Here is a 17,844-nt window from a genome sequence, read left to right as displayed (position 1 = left end):
ATGTCCTCCATTTTATTTGAAATAAGAAACGGTGTTGCTTACATAACCCTTAACCGCCCCGAAAAATTCAATTCGTTCAACAGGGAGATGGCTTTGCTGATGCAGGCAAAGCTGGATGAAGCGGCTTCGCTGCATGAAGTGCGTTGCGTGTATATCACGGGATCCGGCAAGGCCTTTTCAGCAGGCCAGGATATCAGCGAACTGGTTGGTGAGCACAAAATTGAAATAAAGCAGATCCTTGCTGAGCACTACAACCCCATTGTAAGAAGAATAAGAAACCTGCCAAAGCCCGTAGTGGCCGCCATCAACGGGGTAGCTGCCGGCGCCGGCGCCAATATCGGCTTATGCTGCGATGTGGTTGTTGCATCGGCATCGGCATCCTTTATCCAGGCATTCAGCAAGATCGGGCTGATCCCGGACAGTGGCGGGACTTTTACACTGCCCCGTTTGATCGGCTGGCAAAAAGCAAGTGCGTTAATGATGACCGGCGATAAAGTAACTGCCCCAGAAGCAGAAAGGCTTGGAATGATCTATAAGGTCTTTGAACCGGATACTTTTGAGGAAGAAAGCAAAAAGATCGCCGTCTCGCTTTCGCAAATGCCAACAAAGGGACTGGCATATACCAAACACGCACTAAACAGTTCATTCCACACCATCTGGGAAGAGCAGCTATCGCTGGAGGATAAGTACCAGCAAAAAGCCGCAGCCACGGAAGATTACGGGGAAGGCATCAACGCATTCCTGGAAAAAAGGAATCCAACTTTTAAAGGAAAATAAAATGAACCCGGAAAAAGACAAGTTTGCCAGGGAAGTGGTAGCACATATGATGAAGAACGACCTGTTCTCCCAATGGCTGGGCGTTGAAGTGCTGGAAGTAAGGGAAGGTTACAGCAGGATCAAAATGACGGTTCGGGAAGAGATGATCAATGGCTTTGGTATCGTACATGGTGGCATTGCCTTTTCTTTGGCCGACAGCGCTTTTGCATTTGCCTGCAATAACCGGAATGTATTATCGGTAGCATTGGATACTGCCATTAATTTTTTAAAACCCGTCCATGTAGGAGATGTATTAACCGCCGAAGCAAAAGAAATGCATAACGGGAAAAGTACCGGCCTCTACCATATTTCCATCCACAATCAAAAAGATCATGTGGTAGCTATATTCAAGGGAACCTGTTTCCGTACGGATAAAAAATTAATTAGTAAATAAAGTAGAAAAAGTTTAAACGGTATCCTCAAATTCATACACTACCCGAAAACATTGTCAACCCATATTTTACTATGGACAATACAAATTTTGGTTTTGAAGAACTTGAACTCTGGAAAAAGGCCCGCTTATTTAAAAACGAGATCAGGGAACTCACTAAAACATTTCCGAAAGAAGAAAAATTCAGGCTGGCGGACCAGTTGATCAGAAGCACAAGATCCGTTAATGCACTTATTTCAGAAGGGCATGGGAGATTTACATATCCGGATCAGATCCATTTTTGCATACAGTCAAGAGGTTCACTTACGGAAACTGTAAACCACTTAACAGATGCCTATGATGAAGCATATATTACCGTAGAACAACTCACTGCTTTAAAAACAAAAGCAAAAGAACTTGAACGGCTTATTAATGGTTATCTGATTTACCTCCGGAAGAAAAGAGACGAAGAAAAGAAAAAATCCGAAATCTAACTCCTTTATATACCTTATTTACTTTAGTACTTTTACTTATGATTTATCAATTCAACAATTTCATACCTGTAATTCATGAATCCTCCTTCATTCATCCGGATGCAACCGTTACCGGTAACGTGATCATTGGTAAGGATTGTTACATCGGGCCCGGCGCCGCCATCCGGGGTGATTGGGGACAGATCATCATTGAAGACGGGTGTAATGTGCAGGAGAACTGCACCATTCATATGTTTCCCGGCGTAACGGTTTTATTAAAGGAAGGAGCACATATTGGTCATGGGGCGATCGTACACGGAGCAACTATTGGAAAGAATTGCCTGGTAGGAATGAATGCGGTGATCATGGATAATGTGCTGCTGGGCGATGAATGCATTGTGGGCGCTTTAAGTTTTATCAAAGCGGATGAAGTATTTGAACAAAGAAGCGTCATTGTGGGCAACCCGGCAAAAAAGATCAAAGAAGTAACCGATGAAATGATCCGGTGGAAAACAGAAGGGACTGCTTTATACCAGCAGTTGCCGAAACAGATGTTTGAATCGTGGAAAGCCTGTGAACCACTGCGGTCTGTTCCTGCTGACCGGGAATCACAACCTGCTGCTTACAAGACCTGGAATGAGAACAAATGATCAGTCCTTTGCCTTCCAGACCGGTTTTTCATTCTTTGCTTCCGTAAAAAAGTCCGGCAATTTACCGTCTCCCCTGCCGCTGAAACCACCATCCGGAGAACCCAGCAGGTTGCATGTATCATCATATACTTCGTTGAAAAAGTCACAGCAGGGCATGGCAACATAATAAACTTTTTTGCCTTTGTAACTGTACTCTGTTACCCGTTGCGGCTGTTCATGTTTTGGCATCACTTTAAAGGAATCGATCTTTTTTCTTATACAGGGAGGGATGGAATCTTTCCCGGCCTGCCCGGTGAGCGGTGGTTGGTTCAAAGAATCCATATTGGAAGCAGACTGGTTTTTCTTTACCGAACCGCAGCTCAGGATTACAATAACGGGGATAAAAAACAGTTTGATCATTTTCTTTTGATTTACTTCTTACAAATGTACTACGATTTAGATGTGTAACTCTCCAATAAAATCATAAATGAAGTTAACCCGTCATTAATCCTTAAATTTTACAGACCTTTGCCGCCAGATGGAAAAATCAAATTTTGTTGACCAGATAAGGATCTTTTGCCGCAGCGGCCATGGAGGTGCAGGAAGCAAACATTTCATGCGCAATAAATTAACTGCCATGGGCGGGCCCGATGGGGGTGATGGCGGCCGGGGCGCCCACATCATTTTAAAAGGCAACCCGCAGTTATGGACGCTGTTGCATCTTCGCTATTATAAAAATATTCTGGCAGAAAACGGTGAGAACGGGAGTAAGAACAATTCCACCGGAAGATACGGTAAAGACATCATCATTGAAGTACCGCTGGGCACCATTGCACGGGATGAAGAAACGGGCGAAAAAGAGGCAGAGATCCTGGAAGACGGACAGGAGATCATTTTATTGAAAGGCGGCCGCGGCGGATTGGGTAACAGTAATTTTAAAAGCGCTACCAACCAGGCACCCGAATATGCACAACCCGGCGAACCCGGTGTGGAAGGATGGAAGATTCTGGAGCTGAAAGTGCTGGCCGATGTAGGATTGGTGGGTTTTCCCAATGCAGGTAAATCAACCCTGCTTTCAAGCATCACGGCCGCAAAACCAAAGATCGCCGACTATGCCTTTACCACGCTGGTTCCGCAGTTGGGAATGGTGGAGTACCGTGATGGTAAAAGTTTTTGCATCGCCGATCTGCCGGGCATCATTGAGGGCGCAGCGGAAGGAAAGGGACTTGGCCATCGTTTCCTGCGGCATATCGAACGCAATTCCATCCTGCTGTTCCTGATTCCTGCCGACAGCAGGAACCACAAACAGGAGTTTGAGATATTACACAGCGAACTGGAGCAATACAACCCGGAAATGCTTCAGAAGGATTTTGTGATCGCCATCAGTAAAAGCGATATGCTGGATGAAGAGTTAAGAACAGCCATAGCAAAAGAACTGCCCGCAAATGTTCCGCATGTCTTCATCTCTTCTGTTACCGGCCAGGGCCTGCAGGAACTCAAGGACCTGCTGTGGAATACACTCAATTCACCGGGGAAAGGCGGGCTTTAAAATACCCGCTTCCCGGTATACCAATAACCGGTTTTATTTCGTTTTTTGCATTAAAATTTATAAAATGAAAAAGACCCTCTTGCTGATGTTTGCGTTCATGAGCGGAACATTTCTTCTTCATGCGCAGGTTGGCGGCCGAACCCTGAAAAAAGTAATGGAGCTTAAAATGCCCAAAACCGCTGACGACGATATGCCCGGCACCCGGGGAGCTTCCGTGGCCTGGCATCCGTTAAAAAAACAATACTATGCCTCTTTTGCCGGCAATACCGAATACCCGCATGCCGTATTCAATGCAACAGGCAAAAGGCTTTCCGGCGATGACCTGACCACCCAGGTAGATACCCGGGGGCTTTGGTACAATACAGCAACTAAAAAGATCAGCGGGAACGGTTATGGAAGCAGCGGATGGTTCAACTATACCCTTGACCCTAAAACAGGGATCCCGGCTGAATACAATATAGAATTTGAAGGAACACACCAGCCCGGCGATCAGTGTGTAGGCGTTTTCAACCCCGGTAAAAAAGAAGTGCTCTTCCTGAACGGCCTTGATATTTTTGCATACAATACTGCCGATGCCAAAGAAAAAGAAGGGGTTAAGATCACACTGCACTGGGGCCGCACAAAGACCCAGGGCATTGAAGAAAAGAATGAAGAAGAGGAAGTATTGAATGAAGGACCGGAAGGATACAACAATACCAGCATTGTTTACACAGGTATTGCCGGTGCAGAGATCGGTGCCCTGAACACAAACGATAAACTGGTTGAACTCTATGATTACAAAACAGGGTTCCTTACACAGAAACTTAAACTCCCTTCGGATGCCGTGGTGGAAACATCCTTCAACTTTGCCTTTGCAAACGGTATCTACTGGCTTTTCAATATAGAAGAACGCAAGTGGATCGGTTACAAATGATCAAACCAGCCTCACACATAGCACAGCTCCTGCAAAAAACAGGAGCTGTATTTTTTTTACCCGTCATCGGCTATCTTTATCAAAAACTTGTTTCCTGTTCTCAAATACATCCGGGAGTATCATCAAAAGGAATTCAATGCATTTTATTTTTTCCTTGTATTGCTGCTGCTGGGCATTCTCATCTGGCTTAATTACGGACATTCATTAGAAGACCATTATGCTGCCGGGCATGCAACCCTGTTGGGAAATTTTGCGGGCTACTATCTTCTGTACTTCATTCCTTTTGCCCTTGCTTTTTTCCTGCAACTGTTCTTTTACAAAGATTGTTCGTATTACCGGAACCCGTGGTTCTGGCTCATCCTGTTCCTGGCCCCGGCCTTCTTTTCGCTACGGGTGAATTTTAATTTTCACCAGTCACTGATCGGGGATCCGTTCACGGATGATGAACGCAGGTTCTGGATACAATGCAGCAACTGGGTAGTGAAGGTCTTTGTGCTGCTCATCCCGGTATTCATTGTATGGCTGATAAAAGACAAAAACAACCAGCCTTTTTATGGAAGCAGGGCCATACCGGATATTAAACCATACCTGCTGTTACTTTTAGCCATGCTGCCGCTGATCGCACTGGCCAGCACACAAAAAGATTTCCTGGAAATGTATCCCCGGGCAAAGTTTCTTGAACAATTAAGCCTATCTTCAAAGGGCTGGCGCCTGGCCGTATTTGAAGGCTGTTATGGTTTTGATTTCATAAGCATCGAATTTTTCTTTCGTGGTTTTCTCATCCTTGCTTTATGGAAGATATGTGGTCAGCATTGCATCATTCCCATGGCCTGTTTTTATTGTGCCATTCACTTTGGCAAACCCATGGGGGAAGCGATCAGCAGTTTTTGGGGAGGATTGTTGCTGGGGATCGTGAGTTATAATACAAAAAGTATCTGGGGCGGATTGGTTGTTCACCTGGGAATTGCCTGGTGCATGGAACTGGGCGGCTGGCTGGGGTCCCTGGTAAAAAATCAATGATGCAGGTAAAATGTATCTTCTGCGGGGCCGATGTTGCACTGGTTCATGTGCACGGACATTATCAATGCCCGGCATGCAAGACAAATGCCCTCCCCTGTTGTGATGGGGATACCTGCAGCAATTTTCTTTTAGCCGGCGAACAGGGCATACATCACGTTGGGATAAATTCAGCCGCCACGGAAGTAAAAAATACAGGTACAAAAAGCAGCGGCGGGTACGTAAACAGTATCTTTTGACTGGTATATGAACGCACTGCGGGAGGGGGTTTTACTATTGCATTTATAAGGATTCATATTTAATTTTATGCATTGAAAAATGAGAAGAGTATTCGAAATATCGTTACTGTTTCTTTTGCCTGTTGTACTCTGCTCCTGTCCCTACAGCTCTCCTTACACTTTAGACGAACAACCCGGTATTTACGTGGAAGAAGCTTTATTGGGGAAATGGATCAGCTTTGTAAATAAACCGGGCAGCAACAGGGAGGAACCCGTTTACCTTACCATGAGCAAACGGTCAGATACAGAATACGATATTTCCTTTTCCGGCAACCTGGATGACCTGCTGCGTTATAAAATTTACAAATCCGATTCACTGAAAGGTACTGCTTTCATGTCTACCGTGGGTGGAAGACAGTTCCTGAATATCAGCCTCAACGCAAGAGTGTATATTGCTGAACTACGGCTGAAAGACGACCGGCTTTCATTGCTGCCCCTGGTTGAACACTTTACCGGCAAGATGATATTAAGCAGTGAGGCATTGCGTAATTCGGTGGACTTTCATTATAAAACAAGGGTTCATCCCATGGTGGATGAGGACTTCAGTTTAAAGGACATGGTAAAGATGAATTGAAGCAGCTTTCTTACCCCATTTTCCAAAAAAACGACACGGGTTTGGTTGCAAATGAAACAGTTGCAGATCTATGGCAATGTTGTAAATTGCCTGTTCTAAACGATTGATTGCATGCAACGAAGTAAGATCGCCGGTATTGGTTTTTATGTTCCTGAAAATGTTTTTACCAATAACGACCTGAAAAAATACATGGATACATCCGATGAATGGATCCAGGAACGTACCGGCATCAAAGAGCGGCGCTATGCCAACCGCCTGGGCGAAACCACCACCACCATGGGTGTGGAAGCTGCAAAGATCGCCATTGAACGGGCGGGCATCACGGCACAGGATATTGACTTTATTGTCTTTGCCACCCTCAGTCCCGATTATTATTTTCCCGGCTGTGGCGTATTGGTTCAGCGGGCATTGAAGATGAAAGAGATCGGTGCATTGGATGTACGCAACCAGTGCAGCGGTTTTGTTTATGCCTTGTCGGTTGCCGACCAATTCATAAAAACCGGGATGTATAAGAATATTCTTGTTATAGGCAGTGAGAAACATTCATTCGGGCTTGATTTCAGTACCCGTGGCAGGAATGTGAGTGTGATATTCGGTGATGGGGCCGGTGCCGTAGTACTTCAACCAACGCAAAAAGAAGGGCAGGGTATATTAAGTACACACCTGCACAGCGATGGTGAAAGTGCTGAGATACTGGCCATGTACAACCCGGGAACACATGCCAACCACTGGACACCACAGGCCGTGGCAAAATTTGATGCGGCAGAAATGGGGCAAATGTTCATGAGTCATGCCATGATCGATGAAGCACAGAATTTCCCGTACATGGACGGACCGGCGGTTTTTAAAAAAGCGGTCATTAAACTGCCCGAAGTGGTGCAGGAGTCGCTGGCACAAAACGGATTGACCACGGCGGATATTGACATGCTTATTCCGCACCAGGCCAACCTGCGTATTGCCCAGTTTGTTCAACATAAGTTACACCTCCCTGATGACAAGGTTCACAACAATATCCAGAAATACGGCAATACAACAGCTGCATCCGTACCCATTGCGCTCTGCGAAGCGTGGGAGCAGGGAAAGATAAAAGAGGGCGACCTGGTTTGCCTGGCTGCTTTCGGCAGTGGTTTTACCTGGGCCGGTGCATTGATCCGGTGGTGATAACGGAAGTATTTTAGGTAATTTAGCTGCCAACTGGTCCTTTCATGAACAGAAAATTCATTTATTTCATCAACCCCATTTCGGGAACAGGTGGAAAAATATCATTGCTGGAAACGATCCGGGAAAAAACAACCGAAAAGAAGATCCCTTTCGAGATCGTTCACACCAATGCAGCAGGCGATTACCGTTACCTGCCTCAAAAAATAGCTGCAGAAAATATAACCGATGTGATCGTTTGCGGCGGCGACGGAACCGTAAACCAGGTTGCCAATTCCCTGCAGGGTACTTCGGTCAATATCGGGATCATCCCAATGGGCAGCGGTAACGGCCTTGCCTTTGCAGCAAAGATCCCAAAACGGATCGACCGGGCCCTGGCCATCATCTTCAATGGGAGGTCTGAATACATAGATGGTTTTTACATCAACAAAAGATTCAGTTGCATGCTCTGCGGCCTCGGCTTTGATGCACAGGTGGCGCACGATTTTGCCCGGCAGCAAAAAAGAGGACTGGCAACCTATGTAAAACAATCCACTAAAAATTTCTTTTCAGCAAAGCCTTACCCTTTCGAAATTGAAATGGACGGGGTCCGCATCAGCACCGAAGCATTTTTTATAAGTATTGCCAACAGCAACCAGTTCGGGAATAATTTCACCATTGCCCCGCAGGCCAGCCTGCACGACGGGTTACTGGATATTGTGGTAGTGAATAAAATGAGTAAACTGCGGATGATCTGGACCGTACTAAAACAAATACGCAGCGGCCAGGTTCGTATGTACGAGGATAAAAAATATCATCGCAATGATATTCATTATTTTCAGGCGAAGAAATTAAGTATCAAAAATCCGCAATCGGCTCCCCTGCATATTGATGGCGACCCTGCCGGCACTTCTCCCCTGTTTGAGATCGAGATCATCGAGCGTGCTTTTAAATTGCTGATGCCTTAACGACCTTACTGCATCATCTCCATCACCTTCTTCAGCGATGCCTGGTTGAACGGATCATTAAAAGACTCCTTCACATCCCTTTTTTCCCGTGCGGTTAAATGAAAATTGAGCGCAGCGCCCTTGTCGTTCGACTGGGGCACATACATAAATGTGATGCGATGCAGGTTAATGGTTTTTTTCAGCGCTCAGGTAACTGTACTGGTCGGTAGCCGAAAAGTCCTGCAGTTTTTGCCAGTTATGCTGCAGCATGGTGGCGGGTTTAATGATGATGTCGGTAATGGAACCTGTTTCAAAGGGCTCCTGCCAGTTATCCTGCATCCGGTCACGCAATTGAATGACCATGACAGCGCTGGTATTTTCCTTCAGCCAGTCCCTGAAATTTTCAATGAACCGCAGGGTGGTCTCCTGCCCGAAATTATCCCGCAGCCCGGCATCCATCACATCAATTACCGGGTCACTGGGCAACCACACATTGGGCAGCACATACGGGAAGGTTGCATTCATACGCAGGGCGGTGAGCAGCCGCACATTCAATGGGCCCTGTTTGCTGAACATCGCTGAAAAATCTACCGCATCCGGGCTTGCCTGTGCATCGGCCGCAGCCTGCACGGGCTTCATCATGAAACTGATGGGCTGTGTACTGATCATCATCCGCCTTCCGTCGCGGGTGATGGTGGAGTTGAAGATCATGAGCGGAATGGCTGCCGACCGCTCTTCTTCATAATAATCCTTCAGCTGGCAATTGATGATACCCCCGCAGTTTTTATTCAGCTTCTGTTCAAACGCATAGCCCCTGTCTTTTACGTATTTAAGATCTCCCACTGTAAATTTCTGTGCCGGTGAAAAAATATCCCTGGCAACCATGGATGAGAAAAGGGGGTTCAGCAGATCGTTGGCAATATTGTCCGTGTATTCCGGATCATACCGGTTGATGGAGCTGTCCTTCAGCTGGTGCCGGTATAGTTCCCGGTAATACGTTGCTGCCAGCATGCCGCCGCTGGCGCCGCTTATCAGCATGGTATGTGGTAAGAGCCTGCCTTGCGTCATGCTGTCCAGGTGTTGGAGTGTATTCATCACGAATGTTCCGCTGCGCAGTCCACCACCGCTTACATTGATGAATACCATTACCGGCTTTTCTTCTTTTTGCTTTTTCTTCCAGTTATCCAGTATGGCGATCATATTGGCTTTGTCTGCTGCTATCTTTTCCGGCAGACAGAGTTTCTGCAAGGATCCTTTATCATAACCCGGGCGGCCATTTTTGTTATCGTAGTTGAGGCCATAGGCTTTATTGCGGGTATCGATGATCTCGTTCTGGTAAAGGATATCAATAAATAAAAGCAGCAGGATGAAAACGGGCAGGCTCCAGCTTTGCAGGAAATAAGAAAGCGCCCCGATAACCGCCGTCATGGCAGCAAAGAATATGAATATGCTGGCTGCCGCAGGAACCTGGAAGACCGGGCTATCCATAAAAAACCCTACCACGATCAGGAAAATAAAGGCAAGGGCAATGCTAATGATCCCCGAAAAATGGTGGCGGGTGAATACGAGGTCCAGGAATTCCCGGTTATAATGCGCCACATTTCTTGTCTTCCGGAACCGGAAACCATTGCCCAGGTAGGAAGTTACCTTCAACCCGAAATCATCATCGCCGGGTTGCCCGGGCATATAGCTCTGGTTGAAATGCTGGTCCATTTCGATGATGGGGGTAATGGTACGCTGGATGGTTCTTTCCGCTCCAAAAAAATAAATGAAGGAAAAAGAAAGCAAAAGGATAAAGCCGGCCAGGATACCTGATAACAGGACCAGTATTTCCCCGGTACTCATCAACTCCTTGCTTTTATCAAATACATAAAGTTTATAAAAATAAAAGCCGATGAACAACAGCGGCAGCACGGCGTTGTTGGTACAGTATTTTAAAAAAGGCTGGGTGGTGGTTGCCAGGAACCGGCAGCGTTTGCTGTGCAATATGAATGTGGTGATGTTCCAGCTCATGATGAACACGCCCAATGCCACGCCCACAATGGCCCCGCTCCAGATATTCACATTGCCCAGGTACTCCGGTGAAAAGAACAACCCGTCTGCACCATAGGTTTTCATGAAGCCGCTGTTGAAGGTGCTGCCCAGAAAATACCAGAAAAGCAGCAACACCTGCACTTTACGGAAGTGAAGGATGAAGAGCTGAACAGGAAAAGAATAGTAAATATTTCGAAGGGCCTGTTTCATCAGGATCAGCGTTTTCTAAAATTACTATTAAAATAAACAGGAAGAAACTGATTCTTATTGTCTTTTCCGGACAATAAAAAGTAAAGAAACAAGGACCATCAGCAAGATCATGGCAACGGCCTGGTGCGAAACGCCCAGCAGCACTAACCTGTCGGGGTATGTTGCATTCAATACCGTTAAGATGCCCAGCAATACCTGCAGCAGGATCAACAGCAATAATGAAAGCCGGAGTTTTGAGAATAACCGGCTACTGTTTACCGGTCTTGTCTTATACCACCATACCGCAACCAATATGGCAAGCAGGTAGGCCGCCCCCCGGTGAATGAAATGAATGGTGATGGGGTTGGCAACCAGGTTTTTTGTAAACGGAGTCAACTCGTCATATGACGGCGGCAGAAAATACCCGTTGATATCCGGCCAGGTAGGTGCACTGATGGCTGCCCGTAATCCGGCCATGAAACCTCCATAGACCAGTTGAACAAACAACACAACCAGTATCAGCAATAAAAAGTTTTTGAGTGAAGGGCTGATGATCTTCTGTTCATCCTTTACCACCAGGCTTAATGCGAACCACAGTGTATAACACAACAGGCCGAGCGCAGCAATGAAGTGGGTGGTCAGTTCAATATGGCCCACAAAATATTTTTCCGGCACCAGTCCGCTTTTAACCATTATCCAGCCGATGAACCCCTGTACCCCGCCGAGTATAAAAAGAATGATCATGGGCTTTATCATTCCCTTGCTGAATTTTTTCTTTGCCAGGAAATAGATGAACCCTATCAGGAACACGAGCCCCATCAAGCGGGCCCAGGTGCGGTGAAACCACTCCCAGAAGAAAATGAATTTGAATTCTTTCAACGTAAAATCCTGGTGAACGTATTTGAACTGGTCGGTCACTTTGTATTTATCAAACTCGGCCTGCCAGGCTATATCGTTCAATGGGGGCAGGGTTCCGGTGATGGGTTTCCATTCGGTGATGGAAAGGCCCGATTCCGTTAACCGGGTGATGCCGCCCAGTCAGCCCTGTAGGATGATCATCCCCACCCCGATCATCAGCCAGGTGGCTATCTGCCGTTGGGAACGTTGCTGATCTGAATTATCCATTGAGCCGCAAATTTACAGCAGCAAAAGCTGTTATTACACATAGATTTGTTTTTTTATTCTTTTAGCGGATATTTGGGCTAAGAGTTTGAAAGAAGAATAGTGAGAAATGCCATATGTTTCTCTTTTGCTCTTTTATCCTCTTAGCTAATTTCCCAGTCATCCATGTTATCTTCTTTTTTACATAGCGACCTGGTTGAAGCCGGTGTAGATGAGGCCGGTCGTGGCTGTTATGCCGGGCCGGTATTTGCAGCCGCCGTCATACTGCCAAAGGATTTTCATCACCCGCTGCTGAACGACAGTAAACAGCTTACTGAAAAGCAACGGGACCTGTTAAGGCCCGTCCTTGAAAAAGAAAGCGTTGCATACGCTGTTGCAGCGGTGGATAATATAACGATCGATAAGATCAATATCCTGCAGGCAAGTTTCAGGGCCATGCACCAGGCCATACATGCATTGGCCACCACGCCGGAGTTTTTATTGATCGACGGGAACCGTTTCAGGCCCTATAAAAAAACAGCCCACCAATGTATCATTAAGGGCGATGGTATTTATGCTTCCATTGCTGCTGCCAGCATTCTGGCCAAAACGCACCGGGATGAATTCATGCAAAAGATACACCATGAATTTCCGCAATATGGCTGGGATACCAATAAAGGCTATGGCACTCCTGCCCACCGGCAAGCCATTGAAGCGCATGGCTTGTGCAGTTATCACCGCAGGAGTTTTGATATTCTTCCATCCACCGCCTTGCTTTTTTAATCTCCGGGGTTAAACTTCCTTTCTTTCTGCGGGTCTATGTAGCTGTATTAATTTTTTTATTTTAAAATCATCAGCCATGAAATTAAGATTATTGGTAACATCCGTACTGGTACTTGTGCTCGGGATCAATATTGCTGAGGCACAGCCTGGCCGCAGAATGCACCGCCACCGTATCGGGGAAGGAATACGAAGCGGTGAGCTTACCCGTGCTGAAACCAGGAGCCTTGCCCTGCAGCAAAGGAACATCCGCCGGGATATAAAGATGGCCCGCAGAGACGGAGTGGTAACCCCCAGGGAAAGAAGGGATATCCGCAAGGATAAGAGAATGGCCAGCCGGTCTATTTACCGTAAAAAACACAACCGCAGGCACCGGATCTAAAGCAGTATTACCTCTGCAGTTTTGGGACCGTCCCGTTCCGCCGATGGCGGGACGGGATCTTTTTATGCAGCCCACTCTCCTGCCCCCTGCCGGGTTATTATCCACTCCGTTCCTGTGCAATCAACAATGGTTGAAGGGATCATGCCGCCGATGCCCCATCGATAATAAAATCAACGGCATCGCCGAATTTTTCATTGATCACTTCCGGATCGGTGTATTCTTCCACCATTTCTCCCGGCAGGGATGCGCTGAGTATCGGGTGGCCAAGTTCATCCAATATGTGACGGCAGATATTATTGTCCGGCACCCTCAACCCGATCGTTGATTTTTTGCTCTGCAGGATCTTTGGCACCTGCTTACTGGCCGGCAGGATAAAAGTATAGGGCCCGGGCAGGTAACTTTTCAGCATCCGGTACAGGGGGGTATCAATACTCTTTGTATAATCACTCAGGTGACTGAGGTCGCGGCAGATGAAAGACAGCTGTGCCTTCTGCGGGTCTACATGCTTTATTTTACAGATGCGCTCCACGGCCTTGTGCTGGTTGATGTCACATCCCAGCCCGTAAATGGTATCGGTGGGATAAATGATTACGCCCCCGTCTTTCAGGCATTCTGCCACCTGTTTTACCAGTCTTGGCTGCGGATCTTGCGGATGTATCTTGATTAACAATGCAGGTTATTTTTAATTACCGGCACAACTTACTAAAATCATTTTAATCAGTTACTTTTGCCGCCGTGGCCGCCCAGGCTGCTTTGATTGAATCATACTAAAACCAGTTTATGTCAGTTATTTGCGTTGGCACCATGGCTTTTGACGCCATTGAGACCCCGTTTGGAAAAACAGATAAGATCGTGGGCGGCTCAGCCACGTATGTAGCGTATGCAGCAGGTAATTTTGTAACGCCTGTGCAGCAGATATCCATTGTGGGATACGATTTTCCAAAAGAGGAAATGGATGAATTGAAGCGGAGAGGCGTATCACTCGATGGCGTGGAGATCGTAAAAGATAAAAAATCATTTTTCTGGAGCGGCAAATACCACATGGATATGAACAGCCGGGATACATTGGTGACCGACCTGAATGTACTGGCAGATTTTAATCCCATTGTCCCCGCCTCTTACCAGGGTGCCGAGTTTTTAATGCTGGGTAACCTGATGCCGAAACTGCAGCTGAGTGTGATCAACCAGTTGAAGACCCGTCCGAGGCTGATTGTAATGGACACCATGAATTTCTGGATGGATACCGCTATGGATGACCTGAAAGAAGTATTGAAGAAAGTGGATGTGCTGCTGGTAAATGATGCAGAAGCAAGACAATTGAGCGGGGAACTTTCTTTGGTGAAAGCCGCCCGTGAAATAATAAAAATGGGACCCCAGTTCCTGATCATCAAGAAAGGGGAACACGGTGCATTGCTTTTTCATGGAGATCATGTGTTCTTCGCACCCGCCCTTCCCCTTGAAGAAGTGTTTGACCCCACCGGTGCCGGCGATACGTTTGCCGGGGGCTTTATCGGCCATCTTGCTAAAACAAAGGACATCAGTTTTGAGAACATGAAAACAGCCATCATCATCGGCAGCGCCATGGCCAGTTTCTGCGTGGAGAAATTCGGGCCGGAAAGACTGAAGGAGATCAGCAAAGCCGATATTGACGAACGCCTTGCTGAATTTGTGCAACTGGTGAATTTTGATATTGACCTGGTTTGAACTTAATGATATTTTAGATAAAAAGCCGAAGCCATGAATGGCTTCGGCTTTTTATCTGGCCGGTGTCTTTATTCCGTAATTCCTTCCAGCGCAAACAAGAACGCGTATTCCCTTGCCCTGTCTTTTAATGCTTTGAACCTTCCGGATGCACCGCCATGCCCAGCTTCCATATTGGTATACAGCAACAGTTTATTATTATCTGTTTTCATCTCCCGGAGTTTGGCAACCCATTTTGCCGGTTCAAAATATTGTACCTGGCTGTCGTGCAGACCGGTTGTTACCAGCATATTCGGGTATGCCTTCTTTTCAACATTATCATACGGTGAGTACGATCGCATATACATGTAATTTTCTTTATTGGCCGGGTTCCCCCATTCATCGTATTCATTGGTGGTAAGCGGAATGGACGGATCACTCATTGTAGTAACCACGTCTACAAATGGTACGGCAGCGATCACGCCGTGCCAGAGATCGGGGCGCATGTTTACAACAGCACCCATCAGCAATCCACCGGCACTGCCGCCGCTTGTGTACAGGTGTTCTTTTGACGTGTACTTACCGGCCAGCAAAAATTCCGCACAATCAATAAAATCGGTGAACGTGTTTATCTTCTTCATCATTTTGCCATCCTCGTACCAGTAACGACCCATTTCCTGCCCCCCGCGGATGTGGGCAATGGCATACGCAAAACCCCTGTTCAGCAGGCTTAACCGTACACTGCTGAATGTTGCTTCCATACTTGCTCCATATGAACCGTAGCCATACAGCATCAGCGGCGCAGTTCCGTCCTTCTTAAATCCTTTTTTGTACACGATCGAAATGGGGATCTTTGTGCCATCCTTTGCTGTGGCAAACAGCCTTTCCGTTTCATATGCTGTTTTATCGTACCCGCCTACCACTTCCTGCTGCTTCATCAGCTTCTTTTCTTTGGTACCCATATTATAATCATACACGGTGCCGGGTGTTGTAAGGGATGTATAATTGAACCGCACTACTTCTGAATTAAAGTCGGGCGTATTCATCAGGTTTGCCAGGTAAACGGGCTCATCAAATGCCAGGTAATGACCGGCATTGCTCTGCAGGTTAATGATATGTACCTGGGTCAGGCCATTTTTCCGCTCCGACACGGCGAGGTAGTTTTTGAACAGGTCAATTCCCTGTATCAGCACATCCTTATCATGTGCGATCATCTCTTTCCAGTTGCTGCTGTCGGTCTTGTCTTCGGTGCAGGTAACCACTTTGAAGTTCTTTGCATTGAGGTTGGTGCGGATGAAGAACTTACCGTCGGCATGGTCCACACCATACAGCACTTCTTTCATTCTCGATTGAAAAACTCTAAACGCATCATCGGGTCTGTTTGCATCAATGAACCTGCTTTCAGACGAAAGGGTTCCCCCTGAACTGATGATAATAAACTTATCCGACTTGGTCTTTCCCACGCTGATATAATTGGTCTGGTCCTTCTCTTCATAAACAATCTTGTCTGTTGCTGCATCAGCCCCCAGTTTATGCCGTTTGATCTTTTCAGATAACAAGGTTACCGGGTTTTTTGATGTATAAAAGAAGGTCTGGTTATCATTGGCCCACACCGGGTCTCCTTCTGTATTTGAAACGGCATCCTTATAAACCTCTCCTGTTTCCAGGTTCTTTATATAGATCGTGTACTGGCGTCTTGATAACATATCAATGCCATAAGCCAGTAACTTATTGTCTGTGCTTACATCAAATCCTGTTGCGGAGAAGTAATTATGCCCTTCCGCCATTTTATTTACATCCAGCAGCACTTCTTCTTGTGCATCCAGGGTGCCCTTCTTGCGGCAGTACACAAAATAATCCTTCCCTTCTTCCACGCGGTTGTAATAATAATAGCCGTTCTTGAACACCGGAACACTTTCATCCTTTTCCTTTATCCTTGCCTTCATTTCTGCATACAGTTTTTCCTGGAAGGCTTTTGTGCCGGCCATCATGGTATCGTAATACTTATTCTCCGCTTCCAGGTATTCTACAGCCTTCGTGCTGTCGGGGCCCTTTTTAAAAAAATCATTCATCCAGTAATAATTGTCAATACGGGTATCCCCGTGTGCGGTCAATTCTTTTGGCTTTTTTTCTGCTACCGGTGCTTTAATACTGTCGGGCCATTTGTAGGCTGTTTTAGAGGGCATATCTGATTTGTTATTGCATGATGAAATTACCATTGCGGCAATGAGCATGGCTGGCAAGAACCGGATGTTCATGTTTCTGTTTTTATAGATGATGAAATTATTTAGCACCCGTCCCGGTCTTCTCTCTCGTCCCGGTCTCTTCTCTCGTCCCGGTCTCTGACCGGGATGCCATGGTAATGAGACTCTGTCTCACAATAATTCAATTCTTACCAATCCCTTTTTTCCGCAATAATCCCTTGCTGAACTATAAAGATAGTCTTTTGCTTCTTCAACAATTCCTGCCCTCACCGGATTTTCATGCACATAATTCAGCCGCTGCCGCATCATCTCCGGTTTGTGTGGGTCAAGGTAAACAGCGTGATTCCCATCCTGCCAGAAATGGTACTTCTCCACCGTTCTCAGGTACTTTCCGGCAAATTCAAAACGATAAAGCATCCAGTCACGGCGGCTTTCCGGCTCAGATTCAATTGCCCTCAATAATGAACGGGCAGTGAATTTCTTAAAGTCACGGGCGATATGTGAAAGCTTTGCTCCTTCTTTTGCTTCTGCTATAAGGTGAAGGTGGTTGGTCATTAAACACCAGGCGAAAATGGTAAGTCCTTTATTTTCCACGCAGAAATTCAACGAATCAGCTATGATCTGTTTATAAACGGGGCGGATAAAAACATCCACCCAACTGACAACGGTCATTGTTAAAAAATAGCAGGCATTTTGATCGGTGATCGGGTATCGGTCGCCGGACATATTTTCTTTTTTTAGTTATGTATATTAGGCAAGTCGGAGACTTGG

18 protein-coding genes and 2 pseudogenes are annotated in these 17,844 nt (G+C 46.4%); 14 read left to right on the top strand and 6 right to left on the bottom strand.

Annotated elements, in window-relative coordinates; translation table 11 throughout:
* From IPJ02_15780 to IPJ02_15765, 4 genes are all read left to right on the top strand, one after another.
* Window positions 1–777: an enoyl-CoA hydratase/isomerase family protein gene (locus IPJ02_15780; GenBank protein ID MBK7376943.1), complete on the top strand. Its 777-nt coding sequence runs from the start codon at window positions 1–3 to the stop codon at window positions 775–777.
* Between the two features lies 1 nt (window position 778).
* On the top strand, window positions 779–1,210 hold the full coding sequence (paaI, locus tag IPJ02_15775; protein ID MBK7376942.1) for a hydroxyphenylacetyl-CoA thioesterase PaaI: 432 nt from the start codon (window positions 779–781) through the stop codon (window positions 1,208–1,210).
* A 71-nt stretch (window positions 1,211–1,281) separates the two neighbouring features.
* The gene (locus tag IPJ02_15770) at window positions 1,282–1,680 is read left to right on the top strand and encodes a four helix bundle protein (GenBank protein ID MBK7376941.1); all 399 of its coding nucleotides are present in this window, start codon (window positions 1,282–1,284) and stop codon (window positions 1,678–1,680) included.
* A 38-nt stretch (window positions 1,681–1,718) separates the two neighbouring features.
* The gene (locus IPJ02_15765) at window positions 1,719–2,309 is read left to right on the top strand and encodes a transferase hexapeptide repeat family protein (protein MBK7376940.1); all 591 of its coding nucleotides are present in this window, start codon (window positions 1,719–1,721) and stop codon (window positions 2,307–2,309) included.
* Here the strand turns inward: IPJ02_15765 and IPJ02_15760 are convergent, their stop codons facing one another.
* Window positions 2,310–2,537 (bottom strand): hypothetical protein, encoded by a 228-nt coding sequence (locus tag IPJ02_15760; GenBank protein ID MBK7376939.1) that lies wholly within the window; start codon window positions 2,535–2,537, stop codon window positions 2,310–2,312.
* A 289-nt stretch (window positions 2,538–2,826) separates the two neighbouring features.
* Between IPJ02_15760 and obgE the strand changes: the two genes are divergently transcribed.
* From obgE to IPJ02_15725, 7 genes are all read left to right on the top strand, one after another.
* Window positions 2,827–3,837: a GTPase ObgE gene (gene obgE, locus IPJ02_15755; GenBank protein MBK7376938.1), complete on the top strand. Its 1,011-nt coding sequence runs from the start codon at window positions 2,827–2,829 to the stop codon at window positions 3,835–3,837.
* A 64-nt stretch (window positions 3,838–3,901) separates the two neighbouring features.
* Complete coding sequence (locus tag IPJ02_15750) at window positions 3,902–4,750, top strand: hypothetical protein (protein ID MBK7376937.1); 849 nt, start codon at window positions 3,902–3,904, stop codon at window positions 4,748–4,750.
* A gap of 87 nt (window positions 4,751–4,837) precedes the next feature.
* The gene (locus IPJ02_15745; protein ID MBK7376936.1) at window positions 4,838–5,770 is read left to right on the top strand and encodes a CPBP family intramembrane metalloprotease; all 933 of its coding nucleotides are present in this window, start codon (window positions 4,838–4,840) and stop codon (window positions 5,768–5,770) included.
* Window positions 5,767–6,006 (top strand): hypothetical protein, encoded by a 240-nt coding sequence (locus IPJ02_15740; protein ID MBK7376935.1) that lies wholly within the window; start codon window positions 5,767–5,769, stop codon window positions 6,004–6,006. The genes IPJ02_15745 and IPJ02_15740 overlap by 4 nt, the downstream gene beginning before the upstream one ends.
* Window positions 6,007–6,085: 79 nt before the next feature.
* Window positions 6,086–6,619, top strand: a complete 534-nt coding sequence (locus IPJ02_15735) for a hypothetical protein (protein ID MBK7376934.1) — start codon at window positions 6,086–6,088, stop codon at window positions 6,617–6,619.
* 111 nt (window positions 6,620–6,730) lie between these two features.
* Window positions 6,731–7,780 (top strand): ketoacyl-ACP synthase III, encoded by a 1,050-nt coding sequence (locus tag IPJ02_15730; protein MBK7376933.1) that lies wholly within the window; start codon window positions 6,731–6,733, stop codon window positions 7,778–7,780.
* Between the two features lie 44 nt (window positions 7,781–7,824).
* Complete coding sequence (locus IPJ02_15725; GenBank protein MBK7376932.1) at window positions 7,825–8,724, top strand: diacylglycerol kinase family lipid kinase; 900 nt, start codon at window positions 7,825–7,827, stop codon at window positions 8,722–8,724.
* A gap of 165 nt (window positions 8,725–8,889) precedes the next feature.
* Here the strand turns inward: IPJ02_15725 and IPJ02_15720 are convergent, their stop codons facing one another.
* Together IPJ02_15720 and IPJ02_15715 are read right to left on the bottom strand one after the other, a co-directional pair.
* Window positions 8,890–10,947, bottom strand: a complete 2,058-nt coding sequence (locus tag IPJ02_15720) for a patatin-like phospholipase family protein (protein ID MBK7376931.1) — start codon at window positions 10,945–10,947, stop codon at window positions 8,890–8,892.
* Window positions 10,948–11,001: 54 nt separating this feature from the next.
* Window positions 11,002–12,051: pseudogene (locus tag IPJ02_15715) on the bottom strand (COX15/CtaA family protein).
* 162 nt (window positions 12,052–12,213) lie between these two features.
* Between IPJ02_15715 and IPJ02_15710 the strand changes: the two are divergent.
* On the top strand, window positions 12,214–12,810 hold the full coding sequence (locus tag IPJ02_15710; protein MBK7376930.1) for a ribonuclease HII: 597 nt from the start codon (window positions 12,214–12,216) through the stop codon (window positions 12,808–12,810).
* Between the two features lie 76 nt (window positions 12,811–12,886).
* A complete protein-coding gene (locus IPJ02_15705) occupies window positions 12,887–13,189 on the top strand; it encodes a hypothetical protein (GenBank protein MBK7376929.1) in 303 nt (100 codons plus the stop codon).
* A 62-nt stretch (window positions 13,190–13,251) separates the two neighbouring features.
* Here IPJ02_15705 and IPJ02_15700 read toward each other — a convergent pair.
* A pseudogene (locus IPJ02_15700) lies at window positions 13,252–13,859 on the bottom strand (threonylcarbamoyl-AMP synthase).
* Window positions 13,860–13,969: 110 nt separating this feature from the next.
* Here IPJ02_15700 and IPJ02_15695 point away from each other — a divergent pair.
* On the top strand, window positions 13,970–14,893 hold the full coding sequence (locus IPJ02_15695; GenBank protein MBK7376928.1) for a bifunctional hydroxymethylpyrimidine kinase/phosphomethylpyrimidine kinase: 924 nt from the start codon (window positions 13,970–13,972) through the stop codon (window positions 14,891–14,893).
* Between the two features lie 68 nt (window positions 14,894–14,961).
* Here the strand turns inward: IPJ02_15695 and IPJ02_15690 are convergent, their stop codons facing one another.
* Together IPJ02_15690 and IPJ02_15685 are read right to left on the bottom strand one after the other, a co-directional pair.
* Window positions 14,962–17,088: a S9 family peptidase gene (locus IPJ02_15690; GenBank protein MBK7376927.1), complete on the bottom strand. Its 2,127-nt coding sequence runs from the start codon at window positions 17,086–17,088 to the stop codon at window positions 14,962–14,964.
* 156 nt (window positions 17,089–17,244) lie between these two features.
* Window positions 17,245–17,799 carry a transposase gene (locus IPJ02_15685; protein ID MBK7376926.1) on the bottom strand — a complete coding sequence of 185 codons (555 nt, stop codon included), beginning with the start codon at window positions 17,797–17,799 and terminating at the stop codon, window positions 17,245–17,247.
* Window positions 17,800–17,844 lie beyond the last annotated feature (45 nt).

This window comes from Chitinophagaceae bacterium (genome assembly GCA_016710165.1).
Lineage (GTDB): Bacteria > Bacteroidota > Bacteroidia > Chitinophagales > Chitinophagaceae > Ferruginibacter.
Note: the sequence above shows the minus strand (reverse complement) of the source record. Positions and strands in the feature narration are given on the sequence as shown.

Coding starts and splice junctions, on each gene's coding strand:
- IPJ02_15765 (MBK7376940.1), top strand. CDS start 1,719: ATGATTTATCAATTCAACAATTTCATACCTGTAATTCATGAATCCTCC.
- IPJ02_15740 (MBK7376935.1), top strand. CDS start 5,767: ATGATGCAGGTAAAATGTATCTTCTGCGGGGCCGATGTTGCACTGGTT.
- IPJ02_15710 (MBK7376930.1), top strand. CDS start 12,214: ATGTTATCTTCTTTTTTACATAGCGACCTGGTTGAAGCCGGTGTAGAT.
- IPJ02_15780 (MBK7376943.1), top strand. CDS start 1: ATGTCCTCCATTTTATTTGAAATAAGAAACGGTGTTGCTTACATAACC.
- IPJ02_15730 (MBK7376933.1), top strand. CDS start 6,731: ATGCAACGAAGTAAGATCGCCGGTATTGGTTTTTATGTTCCTGAAAAT.
- IPJ02_15695 (MBK7376928.1), top strand. CDS start 13,970: ATGTCAGTTATTTGCGTTGGCACCATGGCTTTTGACGCCATTGAGACC.
- IPJ02_15720 (MBK7376931.1), bottom strand. CDS start 10,947: ATGAAACAGGCCCTTCGAAATATTTACTATTCTTTTCCTGTTCAGCTC.
- IPJ02_15705 (MBK7376929.1), top strand. CDS start 12,887: ATGAAATTAAGATTATTGGTAACATCCGTACTGGTACTTGTGCTCGGG.
- paaI (MBK7376942.1), top strand. CDS start 779: ATGAACCCGGAAAAAGACAAGTTTGCCAGGGAAGTGGTAGCACATATG.
- IPJ02_15760 (MBK7376939.1), bottom strand. CDS start 2,537: ATGCCAAAACATGAACAGCCGCAACGGGTAACAGAGTACAGTTACAAA.
- IPJ02_15685 (MBK7376926.1), bottom strand. CDS start 17,799: ATGTCCGGCGACCGATACCCGATCACCGATCAAAATGCCTGCTATTTT.
- IPJ02_15770 (MBK7376941.1), top strand. CDS start 1,282: ATGGACAATACAAATTTTGGTTTTGAAGAACTTGAACTCTGGAAAAAG.
- IPJ02_15750 (MBK7376937.1), top strand. CDS start 3,902: ATGAAAAAGACCCTCTTGCTGATGTTTGCGTTCATGAGCGGAACATTT.
- IPJ02_15690 (MBK7376927.1), bottom strand. CDS start 17,088: ATGGTAATTTCATCATGCAATAACAAATCAGATATGCCCTCTAAAACA.
- IPJ02_15725 (MBK7376932.1), top strand. CDS start 7,825: ATGAACAGAAAATTCATTTATTTCATCAACCCCATTTCGGGAACAGGT.
- IPJ02_15735 (MBK7376934.1), top strand. CDS start 6,086: ATGAGAAGAGTATTCGAAATATCGTTACTGTTTCTTTTGCCTGTTGTA.
- obgE (MBK7376938.1), top strand. CDS start 2,827: ATGGAAAAATCAAATTTTGTTGACCAGATAAGGATCTTTTGCCGCAGC.